Annotated in this window: 12 protein-coding genes and 1 pseudogene; 6 read left to right on the forward strand and 7 right to left on the reverse strand. The window is 71.0% G+C overall.

Going from position 1 to position 13,232, the window contains the following annotated elements; translation table 11 throughout:
- Positions 1 to 182 precede the first annotated feature (182 nt).
- From LNW71_RS07920 to LNW71_RS07935, 4 genes are all read right to left on the reverse strand, one after another.
- Complete coding sequence (locus LNW71_RS07920) at positions 183 to 2,621, reverse strand: ATP-binding protein (protein ID WP_250967583.1); 2,439 nt, start codon at positions 2,619 to 2,621, stop codon at positions 183 to 185.
- A 239-nt stretch (positions 2,622 to 2,860) separates the two neighbouring features.
- A complete protein-coding gene (locus LNW71_RS07925; RefSeq protein ID WP_250967584.1) occupies positions 2,861 to 3,184 on the reverse strand; it encodes an STAS domain-containing protein in 324 nt (107 codons plus the stop codon).
- A 237-nt stretch (positions 3,185 to 3,421) separates the two neighbouring features.
- Positions 3,422 to 4,270, reverse strand: a complete 849-nt coding sequence (locus tag LNW71_RS07930; protein WP_250967585.1) for a 3-hydroxyacyl-CoA dehydrogenase family protein — start codon at positions 4,268 to 4,270, stop codon at positions 3,422 to 3,424.
- Positions 4,271 to 4,401: 131 nt separating this feature from the next.
- Complete coding sequence (locus LNW71_RS07935) at positions 4,402 to 5,043, reverse strand: TetR/AcrR family transcriptional regulator (protein ID WP_250967586.1); 642 nt, start codon at positions 5,041 to 5,043, stop codon at positions 4,402 to 4,404.
- A gap of 99 nt (positions 5,044 to 5,142) precedes the next feature.
- Here LNW71_RS07935 and LNW71_RS07940 point away from each other — a divergent pair, with 99 nt between their 5' ends.
- The 3 genes from LNW71_RS07940 to LNW71_RS07950 all read left to right on the forward strand — a co-directional run bounded on the left by LNW71_RS07940 (position 5,143) and on the right by LNW71_RS07950 (position 7,437).
- A complete protein-coding gene (locus tag LNW71_RS07940; protein ID WP_250967587.1) occupies positions 5,143 to 5,925 on the forward strand; it encodes an ABC transporter ATP-binding protein in 783 nt (260 codons plus the stop codon).
- Positions 5,926 to 5,937: 12 nt separating this feature from the next.
- Positions 5,938 to 6,687 carry an ABC transporter permease gene (locus LNW71_RS07945; RefSeq protein ID WP_250967588.1) on the forward strand — a complete coding sequence of 250 codons (750 nt, stop codon included), beginning with the start codon at positions 5,938 to 5,940 and terminating at the stop codon, positions 6,685 to 6,687.
- Between the two features lie 177 nt (positions 6,688 to 6,864).
- Entirely contained in the window at positions 6,865 to 7,437 is a 573-nt protein-coding gene (locus LNW71_RS07950; protein WP_250967589.1) for a cob(I)yrinic acid a,c-diamide adenosyltransferase, read from the forward strand.
- A gap of 69 nt (positions 7,438 to 7,506) precedes the next feature.
- Here LNW71_RS07950 and LNW71_RS07955 read toward each other — a convergent pair whose 3' ends face one another.
- Positions 7,507 to 8,076, reverse strand: a complete 570-nt coding sequence (locus LNW71_RS07955) for a hypothetical protein (RefSeq protein WP_250967590.1) — start codon at positions 8,074 to 8,076, stop codon at positions 7,507 to 7,509.
- Between the two features lie 151 nt (positions 8,077 to 8,227).
- On the opposite strand from LNW71_RS07955, the pseudogene LNW71_RS07960 reads away from it, so the two are divergent.
- The 3 genes and pseudogenes from LNW71_RS07960 to LNW71_RS07970 all read left to right on the forward strand — a co-directional run bounded on the left by LNW71_RS07960 (position 8,228) and on the right by LNW71_RS07970 (position 12,120).
- Positions 8,228 to 9,423: pseudogene (locus LNW71_RS07960) on the forward strand (sensor histidine kinase).
- Complete coding sequence (locus tag LNW71_RS07965) at positions 9,420 to 10,070, forward strand: response regulator transcription factor (protein WP_250967591.1); 651 nt, start codon at positions 9,420 to 9,422, stop codon at positions 10,068 to 10,070. Before LNW71_RS07960 ends, LNW71_RS07965 begins: the two are co-directional and overlap by 4 nt.
- Positions 10,071 to 10,356: 286 nt before the next feature.
- Positions 10,357 to 12,120 (forward strand): glycoside hydrolase family 18 chitinase, encoded by a 1,764-nt coding sequence (locus tag LNW71_RS07970; RefSeq protein ID WP_250967592.1) that lies wholly within the window; start codon positions 10,357 to 10,359, stop codon positions 12,118 to 12,120.
- Between the two features lie 97 nt (positions 12,121 to 12,217).
- Here LNW71_RS07970 and LNW71_RS07975 read toward each other — a convergent pair whose 3' ends face one another.
- Positions 12,218 to 12,664, reverse strand: coding sequence for a DUF2550 domain-containing protein (locus LNW71_RS07975; protein ID WP_250971931.1), 447 nt, complete (start codon positions 12,662 to 12,664; stop codon positions 12,218 to 12,220).
- 140 nt (positions 12,665 to 12,804) lie between these two features.
- The gene (locus LNW71_RS07980) at positions 12,805 to 13,179 is read right to left on the reverse strand and encodes a F0F1 ATP synthase subunit epsilon (RefSeq protein ID WP_250967593.1); all 375 of its coding nucleotides are present in this window, start codon (positions 13,177 to 13,179) and stop codon (positions 12,805 to 12,807) included.
- Between the last annotated feature and the right edge of the window lie 53 nt (positions 13,180 to 13,232).

Below are 13,232 nucleotides of genomic sequence, written 5' to 3' on the forward strand. Positions count from 1 at the left end.
GCACCCCGAGCCCGTCCGGCGCCCACGAGCCCGTCCGTCCGGGCACCCCGGGCCCCCTCCGGCACCACCAAGCCCGTCCGGCGTTTGAGGACGGACCCCTCACCCCGGAGGCCGGGACCCCACCGGACGAGCGGCACCCACCGACCCCGTCCGGCACCAAAAGCCCGTCCGGGCGCAACGGCTCAGGCCGCCGACGGGCTCCCCGTCGCCCCGCTCGCCGAGTCCGACATGTCGGGCGCACTCGGCTCCTCCGGCTCCGGGTCGGAAGGAGAGGGCGACGGACTCGTGTCCGACGGGCTCGGCGAGGGACTGCTCGGCGGCGGATCCGACTTCGTCGGCTTGGGCGGCTTGGACGTGGAGTGCGACGGACTCGGCTTGCCGCTCGACGGCTTCCCCGAGGACGAAGGGGTGTCCTGCGGCTCCGTGGTCCCGGACGACGCGGTCCCGCTCCCGGCCGGCGCGGACTCGCCGCCCGTCGGCCCCGGCGTGGACGACCCGGAGTGCGATGCGTGGGCGGACGGGGTCGTGGACTTCGCCGGCTCCTCGGCAGGAAGCCCGGTGTCGCTGTCGTCGCCCTCGCTCACCGACTGCTCGGCCGGGGCGCCGGGGTCACCCTGCGCATCACTGTTCGACGTCAGCCCGAGCGTCACCACCGTGCCGAGCACCCCGGCCAGCAGCACACCCGCACCCGCCGCGACCAGATTGCGCCGCGCTCCGCCGAGGACCGCGAAGCGCCCGCCGGCCGCTCCCCCGGCGCCCCGCGGAGGGGTCTGCCGGGACACGACGGCGGTGTCGTCCGCGTACGGCCGCGGCATGGAGACCGGTATGCCGGCCGGCAGGCCACCGGGCGCCGATGTCTCGAAGGGGTTCGCCGGTATCTCCTCGGCCGCCGGAGCGCGGCCTGCCGCCACCCCGCCCGAGCGGTCCTCGACCAGGGCGAGCGCCCGCCGCCCGACCACCGCGCCCGGCTTGTCGGCCAGCGCGCCACGCATGCTGATGGATGTCTCCAGCTCGGCCCTGGCCCGGTCCGGGTTGCCGGTGCAGAGCGCGAGTACGCCCAACTCGTGGTGGAAGTAAGCCTCTTCGGCGACCTCTCCGGCGATCCGGCCCGCCTCCTGGCCGATCCGCAGGGACTTCTCCCAGGCGCTCCAGTGCAGCCCGGCCGCGAAAGCGGGCGAGGCGCTGCGGGCCAGCAGTACGGCGACGCTGGTCTGGCCGGCCCCGTCACCCGGCACCAGCTGCGCCATCGCCGCGACGATCGCGTCGGCCTCGGCGACCGCCCGTGCGGGGGTGACCGAGGGGTGGCCTGCCCACCAGGCGTAGTGCTGGGCCACCGTGCGGGCCCGGGTCGTGGCGTCGTCGCCGTATCCGGCGGCCTCCAGCTGGGCGAGCACGCCGGCGGCCAGCCGGTAGCGGGGCCCGGCCGGGGAGAGCAGTCCGCAGCCGGCCAGTTCGCCGAGCGCGGCGTCGGCGTGGGTGTCCCCCACGAGCGCCGGCAGATGCGCCTGGTGCGGCACCTCGCCACCGAGGGCGACGGCGAAGCGCAGGGTTTCGCGCGCGGCGGAGCTCAGCCGTGAGGCGAGCAGCGCGGCGGGTGCGGCGCCCTCGCCGAGGCTGGGCAGCGGCAGGTCGGCGTTCTCGGCCGGCAGCGGCGCCTCGGCGGGCCGGCTGTCGAGGTAGCCGTACTCGTCGTACGCGGTGGGATCGGTGCGCTGCATGTCGCGCTGACGCAGCAGGGCGCCCGCCTGGACGAAGCGCAGCGGCAGGCCCTCGGACTCGAACCAGAGGTCTCCGGCCCAGTTGGCCTCCTCCTCGGTGAGCTTCCGTTCGACGACCCGCTCCAGCAGGTCGACCGAGGCGGCGCGGTCCAGCCCGGCGAGCAGGACCTCTTCGAGGTGGGAGCCGGCGCCGGCCGCGGCGACGTCGGGCGTCGCGGCGAGCAGGAAGGCGCATTCGGGTGTCGCGGCGAGCAGCTCGTCCAGCGCGGCGCCGCCGAACTCCAGGTCGTCGAGGACGACGACGGCGCCGGTGCCCCGCAGCTTCTCCAGCAGCAGGGTCCGGTCCGGGCGGTGCAGCGGCGCGTCATGGACCGCGTCGAAGAGTCCGTACAGCAGGTCGGTGACGGTCCGCTTGTGGCCGTTGAGCCGTACGACTCCGTCCGGTGCGAGCCCCGCACAGTCGGCGGCGACGGCGTCCAGGAGTGCGGTGCGGCCGGAGCCGGCCGAGCCGCTGAGCCGTACCGAGCGGCCGCGGCCCAGCAGGCGCACCAGCCGTTCGCGTTCGTCCTCGCGTTCCAGGAGCGGCAGCCGGAGGGCGGGCGGGCCGGGCGGCACGGGGGGTGCGGCGGCGCGTTCGCGGTCGGCGCGCTCGGTGGCGGTGCGCCGGACGGGTTCGGCGGGCTGCTCGCCGGGCGGGCACGGTTCGACCTCGCTGCCGTCCACCGGGTTGACCGTGAGCAGGAGGTCGCCGGATATGAGCGGGACGATGCGTGCCTGCTGCGGTGTTTGCTGACCGAAATCGGGCGTCAGCGGATCACGCGAGGGGCGGCGCCGGCCGGCGTCGTCCGCGGAGCCGTTCATGTCGTGGCCGTACTCTTCCGGCCCCCGGTTTGTCGGGTCCATCGCCAAAGCCCCCAAGACGCGTCGAGCACGGTTGCCCCACCCGGCCTCGCACGTCCAGCTGTCGCTTCCGGTCCGGTGTCCGCCAGGTGGGCCCGTCAATCGGCAGACGGCCGAACCCTAAACCTTCGCACAGTATCTACGAACATCCGGGGTGCCGCGCCGCCCGACAGATCACGGTCTCGTGAGGATTGTGTGGCTTCGGCCACGGAGCGCGGACGGGTGCCGACTGCCGGTCACCTTCAGACGCGCGGCAGCGAGTCCGCGGCGATTCCGCCCTCGATCGCCAGGATGCGGTGCAGTCTGGTGGCTACCAGAAGGCGTTGCATCTGCGGCGGTACGCCGCGCAGCACCAGCCGTCGGCCGGCCCGCCCGGCCCGTCTGTGCGCGCCCATGATGACGCCGAGTCCGGTGGCGTCCCATGAATCCAGCTCGGTCAGGTCCAGCACCAGATCGCCGACTCCGTCGTCGAGCGCCGAGTGCAGGACCGTACGGGCGTCCGCCGCGCTTCGGACGTCGAGGCGGCCCCCGACGACCAGCTCGGCGTGGTCGCCCCTGATATGCATATGCGCTCCCCTGGAATACTCCGTGGCAGGTCCGTCTGTCTGAAACTGTCTCTGCCCCAACTGACTGCGGCAGCGACAGGGAAGTTGCCGTCTGTAAGCGAACCGATACCGAATTCACTCCGTGGAGTGACTTCGGTCCGCCGTGATTGCGCTGCGGCTCCACTGATCCCGGGAGGTGGCCTCCCGGGCCCCGGGGCCTGATTGACGGCAGATCAGGCGTCCGGCGACCGAGAACGATCAGTAGGTGTAGAAGCCCTGCCCGCTCTTGCGGCCGATGTCACCTGCATCGACCATCCGGCGCATCAGCTCCGGGGCGGCGAACTTCTCGTCCTGCGACTCGGTGTAGATGTTGCCGGTGGCGTGCAGCAGGATGTCGACGCCGGTCAGGTCCGCGGTCGCGAGCGGCCCCATGGCGTGACCGAACCCCAGCTTGCAGGCGATGTCGATGTCCTCGGCCGAGGCGACGCCCGACTCGTAGAGCTTGGCCGCCTCGACGACCAGCGCCGAGATCAGCCGGGTGGTGACGAAGCCGGCCACGTCGCGGTTGACCACGATGCAGGTCTTGCCGACCGACTCGGCGAACTCCCGGGCCGCAGCGAGGGTTTCGTCGCTGGTCTTGTAGCCGCGTACGAGCTCGCAGAGCTGCATCATCGGAACCGGCGAGAAGAAGTGCACACCGACGACGCGCTCCGGGCGCTCCGTCACGGCCGCGATCTTGGTGATCGGGATGGCGGAGGTGTTGGAGGCGAGCACCGCGTCGTCCCGGACGATCTTGTCGAGGGCCCGGAAGATCTCGTGCTTCACCTCCAGCTTCTCGAAGACGGCCTCGACGACGACGTCCGCGTCGGCGACCGCGTCGAGGTCCGTGGTGGTGGTGATGCGGGCGAGGGCGGACTCGGCGTCGGACGCCCCGAGCTTGCCCTTGGAGACAAACCTTTCGTACGAGGCCTTGATGCCGTCACGGCCACGGGTCAGGGCCGCGTCGGTGACATCACGCAGCACGACGTCCCAGCCCGCCTGGGCGGAGACCTGCGCGATACCGGACCCCATGAGTCCGGCTCCGATGACGGCGAGCTTCCTGGCCACGTTGGCACCCCTATGCTTTCTCGACGGTTCTCGTCCATGCTCTCCGGCGGAGGTTAGTCCCCGTGAGGGGCGCTGGGGCGGCGAAGAGATGCGCGTCACGTCTCAAATGACGGACATCACACCGGGATGCGTCATTCGGCGGCGCGCCGGGCGTAGTTGAGCACCTTTTCGCCCAGCAGGTCCTCGATGTCGTCCAGCAGAACCAGGGCGTCCCGGGACACCTCGGCGGCCCTGCGCCCCGCGACCATCTCGCGCCCGATGTACGCCATCAGGGTGCTGTGCACCCAGGAGAGCTGACCGGCCACCAGGGCCGGGGTCCGCTCATCGGGCCCGGTTCCGGACACCTCCTGGAGTGTCGCCTCCAGGTGGGCGAGGGCTTCCTGCTGTACGTGCCAGAGGCGGGCCTTGAGGCTGTCGGCGCCCTCGATGACCCGCATGAACCGCTCGTACCCCTCCATCAGCCCGACCGTGGGCGACACGCTTTCCACCTGGATGCGCAGTTCGCGCAGGACCGCATCGGCCGCGGACTCGCCCCGGTCCCGGCCGCGGACGTACCGCGAGAGGCGGTCGACGATGCCGCGGCTGCGGTCCAGGAAGAGGTCCTCCTTGGCCGGGAAGTAGTTGTAGACCGTGTTCACCGAGACGTCCGCGGCCTCGGCGATCTCGGCGATCGTGACCGCGTCGAAGCCCCGCTCCAGGAACAGCCCGGTGGCCACGTCCGAGAGGTGCTGCCTGGTCTGGCGCTTCTTGCGCTCCCTGAGTCCCTCAGCCATGACCCCATCGTAGAGCTCCTCTGGGGTCCATGAATCTTTGGTGTCATCGAATCTTTGGTGTCATTGCAATTTTGCACTGTCTCTGTTTTTGTGGTCGCCATGCCAATCATCAGCACGGCCGGGCTCGCCCGGACCTTCGACACCAAGGCCGGTCCTGTGGAGGCCGTCCGCTCCGTCGACCTGACGGTCGCGGCCGGCGAGATCGTCGGCCTCCTCGGCCCCAACGGGGCGGGCAAGACCACCACCCTGCGCATGCTCACCACCCTCCTCGCCCCTACCGGCGGCGCGGCCACCGTCGCCGGCTGCGACCTGATCGCGGATCCGGCGGGCGTCCGGGAGAAGTGCGGCTACGTCGCACAGTCGGGTGGCGTGGACCCCCACATCTCTGTGCGGGAGGAGCTGGTCACCCAGGGCCGGATGTACCGGCTCGGCAAGGCGGCGGCAGTCGCCCGGGCCCGGGAACTGGCAGGGGAGCTGGGGCTCCTCGAACTGCTCGACCGGAAGACGGCCGCGCTCTCCGGGGGCCAGCGGCGCCGGCTCGACATCGCGATGGGGCTCACCCACCGCCCGCCCCTGCTCTTCCTCGACGAGCCGACCACCGGACTCGACCCGGCCAGCCGCGCCGACCTCTGGGACCTGGTGCGCCGGCTGCGCGACGAGTCCGGCACGACCGTGGTGCTCACCACCCACTACCTCGACGAGGCGGACGCCCTCGCCGACCGGCTGGTCGTGGTCGACGGCGGCCTGGTGGTGGCGGAGGGCACCCCGGCCGGACTGAAGACCCGGTACGCGAGCTCACCCGCCGCCTCGCTCCAGGAGACCTTCCTCGCGATCACCGGCCGCACCCCCGCCCCGGCCGACGCCGCTCCCGTCACCGTTTAGGAATCGAGTCCGATGCTTCTCCACGACACCGCGATCGTCTTCGGGCGGTACGCCCGGCAGACCCTGCGCTCGAAATTCCAGATCCTCTTCGGCGTGCTCATGCCGCTGCTCTACCTCCTCCTCTTCGGCCCGCTGCTCACCGGGCTGCCGCTCGGCACGTCCGGTGACTCCTGGCAGATCCTGGTCCCCGGTCTGCTGCTCCAGCTCGGACTCTTCGGCGCCTCGTTCGCCGGCTTCGCCCTCATCATCGACAAGTCGACCGGCGTCGTGGAACGGATGCGGGTGACCCCGGTCAGCAGGCTGGCGCTGCTGCTGGGGCGGGTGCTGCGGGACACCCTGCTGTTCATGTTCCAGGCGGTACTGCTGGTACTCGCCGCCCTGCTCATGGGGTTGCGCGCGCCGCTCCCCGGGGTGCTGATCGGCTTCGCGTTCGTCGGTCTGCTGACGGTCTCCCTGGCCTCGCTGTCCTACGCGCTGGCCATGAAGGTGGGTACGCCGCAGGAGTTCGGCCCGGTGGTCAACTCGCTCACCATGCCGGCCATGCTGCTCTCCGGCCTGATGCTGCCGATGACGCTCGGCCCGCGGTGGCTGGACGTGCTGTCGCACCTCACGCCGTTCCGTTATCTCGTGGACGCGGTGCGGGACGCGTACGTGGGCTCGTACGCCACCGCGCACATGCTGTACGGAGTCCTGGTCGCCCTGGGATTCGCGGCACTCGCCGTGACAGTGGGCACACGTGTGTTCCGCAGGGCGGGGGCGTAACTGAGGGCTGTCCCGCACTCCCTGGTGGATCAGCGCGCGGCGTCAGATGCGGTGCATCGCAAGGCGGAGGGACGTCCGCATACTGGAAGCATTCGGGCGTTCCGACAATGCGGCGAGGTGCCGCGGCTGTCGTCGCGCGCCCGCCAGGGAGTGCGGGACAGCCCTTAGGCTGGCCGCATGGTCAACCTGACACGTATCTACACCCGCACCGGCGACCGGGGCACCACCGCCCTCGGCGACATGAGCCGGACCGCCAAGACCGATCTGCGGATCTCCGCGTACGCCGACGCCAACGAGGCCAACGCGGTCATCGGTACGGCCATCGCGCTCGGGCAGCTGACCGACGACGTCGTGAAGGTCCTCGTCCGCGTGCAGAACGACCTGTTCGACGTGGGCGCGGACCTCTCGACGCCGGTCGTCGAGGAACCGAAGTACCCGCCGCTGAGGGTCGAGCAGTCCTACGTCGACAAGCTGGAGGCGGACTGCGACCACTTCCTGGAGCAGACGGAGAAGCTGCGCAGCTTCATCCTGCCGGGCGGCACACCGGGCGCGGCGCTGCTGCACCAGGCGTGCACGGTGGTCCGGCGTGCGGAGCGGTCCACGTGGGCGGCCCTCGAAGTGCACGGCGAGGCGATGAACGCGCTCACGGCGACCTACCTCAACCGGCTCTCCGACCTGCTGTTCATCCTGGCGCGGGTGGCGAACAAGGAGGTCGGCGACGTCCTGTGGGTGCCGGGCGGCGAACGCTGAGCGAGGTCCTCGATCGCCGGGAAGCCGGGCCCGCGTCATGGAGCCCCTCCGGCGATCGAGGACGAGGCGTCAGCCGGGCGCCCCCGGCACCCGCTTCGGCCGCCCCCGGGGATCCCGCTTCGGGAACACCGTGTAGCTCCCCGCGATCACCAGGTTGATCCCGATCACGAAGAGCATCGTCCGCTGCCACGACCGCAGCGACACCACGTCCCCGTCGCCCCCCACGTACCAGACCGCCCCCTGCAGCAGTGCCAGCGCCGTCACCGCGGCCACCGTCCACCGCCCGGCCACCCGCCACTCGTGCGCCGCGCGCGCCATGCCGTACTTCGGCGGCTTCACCGGCGGTGGTCCGCCTGCGAACCGGTGCGCGACCCGGGCGTCGACCCACCGGATCGTGGAGTGCCCGAGTCCCACCGTGAAGCCGATGTACACGGCGGCGAGGCCGTGCTTCCAGTCCGGATCGCCGCCGTTCTTCAGGTCGACGGCGGTCACCACCAGCAGCACGACCTCCAGCAGCGGCTCGCACAGCAGCACGGCCGCGCCGAGTCCCGGCATCTTCGCCAGGTAGCGCAGCGCGAGTCCTGCGGCCAGCAGCACCCAGAAGGCGATCTCGCAGGCGACGATCAGTGTGACGATCACGGTCCGGCTCCCTTCGCTCCCCTCCAGCCTCCCCGCCGCAGTCCGCCCGGACGTCGCCCGGAGTGACGAACCACCGCTGCATCCTTCGATGTACTCACGGCTCACTCCCGGTACGGACGTCCCCGCGCGGCCCGCCGTGTTGGATGGGAGGGTGTTCTCCCCTCCCCGTCCCCACCGCGACGACATCCTCATCTCGGTCATCGGGCTGCTCGGCGGAGTGGTGCTGTGGCTGCTCGGTCTGAACATGCAGACCGGCCGCCTCCTCGACGCGCCCTGGATCGCGCTGGTCCCGCTGGTCGTGATGTCGGTGCTGGAGCTGCTGCGCAGGAGCGCACCGCAGACCGCGCTGGTCATCGGCACCCTCGCACTGCTGGTGGACCAGTTCACGGTCGGCAACCTGGCGACCGTGCTGATGTTCACCGACGTCATGTACGCCGCCGTGCTGTACGGCACCCCGGCGGCGGCCCGCCGGATCCCGGTGACCACGTTCCTGATCACGGTCGCGGTCACGATCGGCTTCCTGGGCTGGTTCCGCAGTGCCGAGGCGCTGCTCATCGGCATCGTCACCGGCCTGGTCTCGTTCGTGCCCGCCCTCACCGGGGTCAGCGTGCGCAACCACCGGGACGCCGCCGAGACCGCTCGGCTGCGCGCCGACCAGACGGCCCTGCTGGCCGAGATGGACCGCGCGCAGGCCGTGACCGCCGAACGGGCCCGGATGGCGCGCGAACTGCACGACATGGTGGCCAACCACCTCTCCGCGATCGCCATCCACTCCACCGCGGCGCTCTCCATCGACGACCCGGCGACCTCCCGGAACGCCCTCGGGGTCATCCGGGAGAACAGCGTCGACGGTCTGGCCGAAATGCGCCGTCTGATCGGGCTGTTGCGCGCCGGTGGAGCCGATCAGGAACCCAGCACCTCACCGACTCTCGGCTCGCTGGACGCCCTGATCGAGCAGCATCGTACGAACGCCGCGTCCAGCGGGCTGACGTGCACGCTGGTGGACTCCCGCGCCGAGCCGGGACCGCTGCCGGCGCCGGTCGAGCTGGCCGCTTACCGGATCGTCCAGGAATCCCTCACCAACGCGCTCAAGCATGCGGCCCCGGACCGGTCGAGGTCGGGCTGGGGCAGGCGGAAGGGCGGCTGACGGTGCAGGTGACCAGTGTTCTCGGTGACCGGCCAGGACCGCGGGCGCCCGGTTCGGGGGCCGGTCTGGTCGGTATGCAGGAACGGGTGGCGCTGCTCGGCGGGGAGATCGAGGCGGGGCCGGTGGCCACCGGGAACGGCACCAAGATCTGGCGTGTACGGGCTGAACTGCCCGTCGGGGAAGGAAGGGTGAAGGCATGACGATCCGTGTTCTGGTCGCCGAGGACCAGTCGGCCGTACGTGCGGGGCTGGTGCTGATCCTGGGCAGCGCAGCGGACATCGAGGTCGTCGGGGAGGCCGGGGACGGCGAGGAAGCCGTGCGCCTGGCCCGCGGACTGCGCCCGGATCTGGTCCTGATGGACATCCAGATGCCCAGGCTTGACGGGGTGTCGGCGACGAAGCAGGTGGTCGCGGAGCGGCTGGCGGACGTACTGGTGCTGACGACCTTCGATCTGGACGAGTACGTCTTCGGCGCCCTGCGGGCCGGGGCGTCGGGCTTCCTGCTCAAGGACACCGAGGCGCACAGCCTGCTCGAAGCGGTACGCACGGTGGCGCGCGGCGAGGGACTGATCGCCCCGGCGGTCACGCGCCGGCTGATCGCGGAGTTCGCCGGGGCCGGGCGCGTACCGGCGACGGCCGCCGCGGACCGTGCGGTGCTGGACTCGCTCACCCGGCGCGAGCGCGAGGTGCTCGGCTGCCTCGGCGAGGGCCTGTCGAACGCCGAGATCGCGGTGCGGCTGTCCATGGCGGAGGCGACGGTGAAGACGCACGTCAGCAGGTTGCTGGGGAAGCTGGAGCTCCGCAGCCGGGTCCAGGCGGCGGTGCTGGCGCAGGAGTTGGGCGTCTGAGGTTTAACCGCACCCGCTTCCGTTCTTTGGTCTGGACCTCTTGACGATTGGTCCAGACCTTCCTAATCTCACCGGACACACTGCGGTGAGGGCGCCCCCACGGGGCGCGCTCAGGGCGGCGCAGGGTCAGCAGTCCACGGACCACCCCCGTTTGTCCGGACCTCACCCGAGGAGCACCGTTGAGCACTGAGACCCCCGCCGGACCCGATTCAGATTCGGGGCCGGGAAAGCCACCAGATCAAGAGCCGTCGCGGGCCTCACCGCACTGCTCCTGCCACTCGCCGCGATGGTCAGCCTGGCATCCCCGGCCGAAGCGGCCACCTCGGCAACCGCCACGTACACCAAGAAGTCCGACTGGGGCAGCGGCTTCGAGGGCCAGTGGACGGTGAAGAACACCGGCACCACCGCCCTCAGCTCCTGGACCATCGAGTGGGACTTCCCCACCGGCACCGCGGTGGGCTCGGCCTGGGACGCCACCGTCACCGGTTCGGGCACCCACTGGACCGCCAAGAACCTCGGCTGGAACGGCTCGGTCGCACCGGGCGCCAGCGTCTCCTTCGGCTTCAACGGCACCGGCGCCGGCTCCCCCGCCGGCTGCAAGCTGAACGGCGCCTCCTGTGACGGCGGCAGCGTCCCCGGTGACAACGCCCCCTCGGCCCCCGGCACCCCCACGGCGAGCGCCGTCACCGACACCTCCGCGAAGCTCAGCTGGAGCGCCGCCACCGACGACAAGGGCATCAAGAACTACGACGTCCTGCGGGACGGCGCGGTCGTCGCCACGGTCGCCGGCACCACGTACACCAACACCGGACTCACCGCCGGCACCGACTACTCGTACACCGTGCGGGCCCGGGACACCGCCGACCAGACCGGTCCGGCCAGCGGTGCGGTCAAGGTGCACACCACCGGTGGCGGCGGCACCGACCCCGGCACCGGCTCCAAGGTCAACCTCGGCTACTTCGCCGAGTGGGGCGTCTACGGCCGGAACTACCACGTGAAGAACCTGGACACCTCCGGTTCGGCCGCGAAGATCACGCACATCAACTACGCCTTCGGCAACGTGACCGGCGGCAAGTGCGCGATCGGTGACTCCTACGCCGACTACGACAAGGCGTACACCGCCGACCAGTCCGTCGACGGCGTCGCCGACACCTGGGACCAGCCGCTGCGCGGCAGCTTCAACCAGCTGCGCAAGCTCAAGGCGAAGTACCCGAACCTCAAGGTCCTCTGGTCGTTCGGCGGCTGGACCTGGTCCGGCGGCTTCGGCCAGGCGGCGCAGAACCCGGCAGCCTTCGCCCAGTCCTGCTACGACCTGGTGGAGGACCCCCGCTGGGCCGATGTCTTCGACGGCATCGACATCGACTGGGAGTACCCCAACGCCTGCGGTCTGACCTGTGACACCAGCGGCCCGGCCGCGCTGAAGTCGATCACGTCCGCACTGCGCACCAAGTTCGGCAGCAGCAACCTGGTGACCGCGGCCATCACGGCCGACGGCTCCGCGGGCGGCAAGATCGACGCCGCCGACTACGCGGGCGCCGCGCAGTCGCTGAACTGGTACAACGTGATGACGTACGACTTCTTCGGTGCCTGGGACGCGAAGGGCCCGACGGCCCCGCACTCCCCGCTCACCCCGTACACCGGCATCCCGAAGGCCGGCTTCACCGGCGCCGAGGCGATCGCCAAGCTGAAGGCACAGGGCGTCCCCGCCTCGAAGCTGCTGCTCGGCATCGGCTTCTACGGCCGCGGCTGGACCGGCGTCACCCAGGACGCGCCCGGCGGCACCGCCACCGGCGCAGCCCCGGGCACGTACGAAGCGGGCATCGAGGACTACAAGGTCCTCAAGAACAGCTGCCCCGCCACCGGCACGATCGCGGGCACGGCCTACGCGCACTGCGGCACCAACTGGTGGAGCTACGACACCCCGGCCACCATCTCGTCCAAGATGACCTGGGCGAAGAACCAGGGCCTGGGCGGCGCGTTCTTCTGGGAGTTCAGCGGGGACACCAGCAACGGTGAACTCGTGAGCGCGATGAACAGCGGCCTCAAGTAGTCCCCACCGCACCGCACACCGCGTAACCCCCGAAAAGCACCGGGGAGACAGGTCCGCCCCCTGTCTCCCCGGTTTTCGTCTGTCGGCGCCGCGGCCCTCAGGCCACGTTGACTCGCTGGCCGGGCGGTGCCGCTTCCAGCCAGGCGAGGAATCCGGTGAGGGCGTCCTCGCTCATCGCCAGTTCGAGGCGGGTCTCCCGGTGCAGGCAGCCGAGCACGATGGCGTCGGAGAGCAACGCGAGTTCCTCCTCGCCCTCGGGCAGCCGGCGGGCGACCACCTCGATGGCGGACCGCTCCAGCACCCGGCGCGGGCGGGGCGAGTAGCTGAAGACCCGGAACCAGTCGACCTTGTCGCCGTGGTAGCGGGCGACCCCGTACACCCAGCCCTTGCCCGAGAGGTCCGGCTCCTCGGGCACGTTCCAGCGCAGGCTGCAGTCGAAGGTCCCGCCCGAGCGCTGAATCAGCCGCCGGCGCAGACCGAAGACGAAGAGACCAACCGCGACCAGTGCGACGACCAGCCCGCCCACCCACAGCGCGAGGAACATCTTCACCGACCTCCTCGCGTCGTCGAGTAAACGGATACCGCCAGAACTTCACCTGCATCTGCATCGCCTCAGCCGCGACACGGGCCGGAGAGGTCTCCGGCACGGGCCGCGGCTGAGGGTAAAGCCATGTCGTGCGGTGGCTAGTGCACCGCCACCGCACGCAGTCGCACATCGGCGCGACGCTCGGCGGCGCCGTCCGTGTCCGACTTCGCACGGTCCAGCGCACGCTCCGCGCGCTCGACATCGATCTCGTCCGCCAGCTCGGCAATCTCCGCCAGCAGCGAGAGCTTGTCGTCGGCGAACGAGATGAAACCGCCGTGCACCGCGGCGACGACAGTGCCGCCGTCGCTCGTACGGATCGTCACCGGGCCCGATTCCAGCACACCCAGAAGCGGCTGGTGACCGGGCATGACGCCGATGTCGCCGGACGTGGTGCGCGCGACGACCAGGGTGGCCTCGCCGGACCAGACACTACGGTCCGCGGCGACCAGCTCGACGTGCAGCTCAGCAGCCAAGGGTGGCTCCTCGGGTCACCACCCGGCGGTCATGCCGGGTGTTGGGTCAATTC

The organism is Streptomyces sp. RKAG290, assembly GCF_023701695.1.
In the GTDB taxonomy this organism is placed as follows: Bacteria; Actinomycetota; Actinomycetes; order Streptomycetales; family Streptomycetaceae; genus Streptomyces.

Bases quoted from the DNA above. Each gene is read 5' to 3' on its own strand.
- LNW71_RS07920 (WP_250967583.1), bottom strand. From the start codon at position 2,621: ATGGACCCGACAAACCGGGGGCCGGAAGAGTACGGCCACGACATGAAC.
- LNW71_RS07925 (WP_250967584.1), bottom strand. From the start codon at position 3,184: ATGCATATCAGGGGCGACCACGCCGAGCTGGTCGTCGGGGGCCGCCTC.
- LNW71_RS07935 (WP_250967586.1), bottom strand. From the start codon at position 5,043: ATGGCTGAGGGACTCAGGGAGCGCAAGAAGCGCCAGACCAGGCAGCAC.
- LNW71_RS07940 (WP_250967587.1), top strand. From the start codon at position 5,143: ATGCCAATCATCAGCACGGCCGGGCTCGCCCGGACCTTCGACACCAAG.
- LNW71_RS07945 (WP_250967588.1), top strand. From the start codon at position 5,938: ATGCTTCTCCACGACACCGCGATCGTCTTCGGGCGGTACGCCCGGCAG.
- LNW71_RS07950 (WP_250967589.1), top strand. From the start codon at position 6,865: ATGGTCAACCTGACACGTATCTACACCCGCACCGGCGACCGGGGCACC.
- LNW71_RS07965 (WP_250967591.1), top strand. From the start codon at position 9,420: ATGACGATCCGTGTTCTGGTCGCCGAGGACCAGTCGGCCGTACGTGCG.
- LNW71_RS07970 (WP_250967592.1), top strand. From the start codon at position 10,357: ATGGTCAGCCTGGCATCCCCGGCCGAAGCGGCCACCTCGGCAACCGCC.
- LNW71_RS07975 (WP_250971931.1), bottom strand. From the start codon at position 12,664: ATGTTCCTCGCGCTGTGGGTGGGCGGGCTGGTCGTCGCACTGGTCGCG.